This window comes from Synechococcus sp. BA-120 BA3, assembly GCF_034931285.1.
Classification (GTDB): domain Bacteria; phylum Cyanobacteriota; class Cyanobacteriia; order PCC-6307; family Cyanobiaceae; genus Cyanobium.
Window position 1 is genome coordinate 1 of sequence record NZ_JAYGHZ010000190.1, and the last position, 1119, is coordinate 1119.

Sequence of the window (1119 nt, forward strand, 5' to 3'; positions counted from 1 at the left end):
GCACTGGGTTGCCCTGTAATTTCCAGCAATGCCAGCGTGTTACCGGAAATACTGGGCAATGCATGTTTGTACTTCAACCCGAATGACGAGAAACAACTGGCCGACTCGGTAGAGCGAGTTCTGTCAAGCCCTACGCTTCGCAATGAACTGATCAGCGCGGGTCATTACCAAAGCGCCAAATACAGTTGGAAAACCACGGCCAAGCGAACGTTGGAGGTGTACCAAAGCCTGCTGTGAAGGGTGGGCGACATACTATCTGGAATTCAATCGCCACCAACGTGCGATGTGCCGAAGCGAGAACAGGCTTAGAGCAGACATCTGCATCCAGAATAGTTGCCGCGAAACTGGATGGAAGCAGTTTACCAATATTGCAGACATGAATTGGGCAACAAGGGTGGCCCAGGCCGCCCCCTCAACCCCGTATACCGGGATCATCAAATAATTCATTGCGATGTTTGCAACAACACCAATCAAGGTAGAGACCAACAATACCTTTTGCATGTCCATAGCGACTAGCCACCGACTGCCCAGAATTCCTGAAAAAACAAACACCGACGACCACACATGAATACTCAATACTGAAGCGGAGGCGCGGTAGTCTTCGCCAAAGAGAAAAATAATAATCTCTGTTGAGTAATTGCCTATAAGCAGACCAACGGATACGGAAACAATTGAAAACGCTGTGAGCAAAACATCGAGCTGTCGATTAGCACGCGCGGCATCAACGCGCAATTCTCTGATAATTCTAGGAAACACTGAACCTACAATCACAGCGGGAAATACATACCAAATTTCGCTTATTCGAACAGCAGCAGAATAAATACCTACGGCCTCTTGATTGAGCAATGAGGCCAGCATGATTTGATCAACACGCATATAAAGCATGGCAGCGCCTACAGATAAGGCCAATAACCAGGCTACCTTTAGCACGCTTAAAAAATTTGAATTGTCGAACCTGAGAGCTTTAAGCTTATGAACACCGAATAGCCAGAGAAACGCCAGTGTGGTTAAAACTGCTTCAAGTACCAACAAAGCAACAAAGTAAATCAGAGGAAATTCAAGCAATATCATTGCAATTCGTAGCAATACGATCAGCATGAACACCAAGTTCTCTGTGAC

The 1119-nt window shown here is 46.5% G+C and carries 2 protein-coding genes; one reads left to right on the top strand and one right to left on the bottom strand.

The genetic code is table 11. The annotated features are described in order from the left end of the window. On the top strand, positions 1–237 hold a 237-nt coding region (locus VB737_RS07170; RefSeq protein WP_500312231.1), incomplete at its 5' end, for a glycosyltransferase. 15 nt (positions 238–252) lie between these two features. Here VB737_RS07170 and VB737_RS07175 read toward each other — a convergent pair. Continuing rightward, positions 253–1119: flippase (locus VB737_RS07175; RefSeq protein ID WP_500312232.1), on the bottom strand; the 867-nt coding region annotated here is incomplete at its 5' end.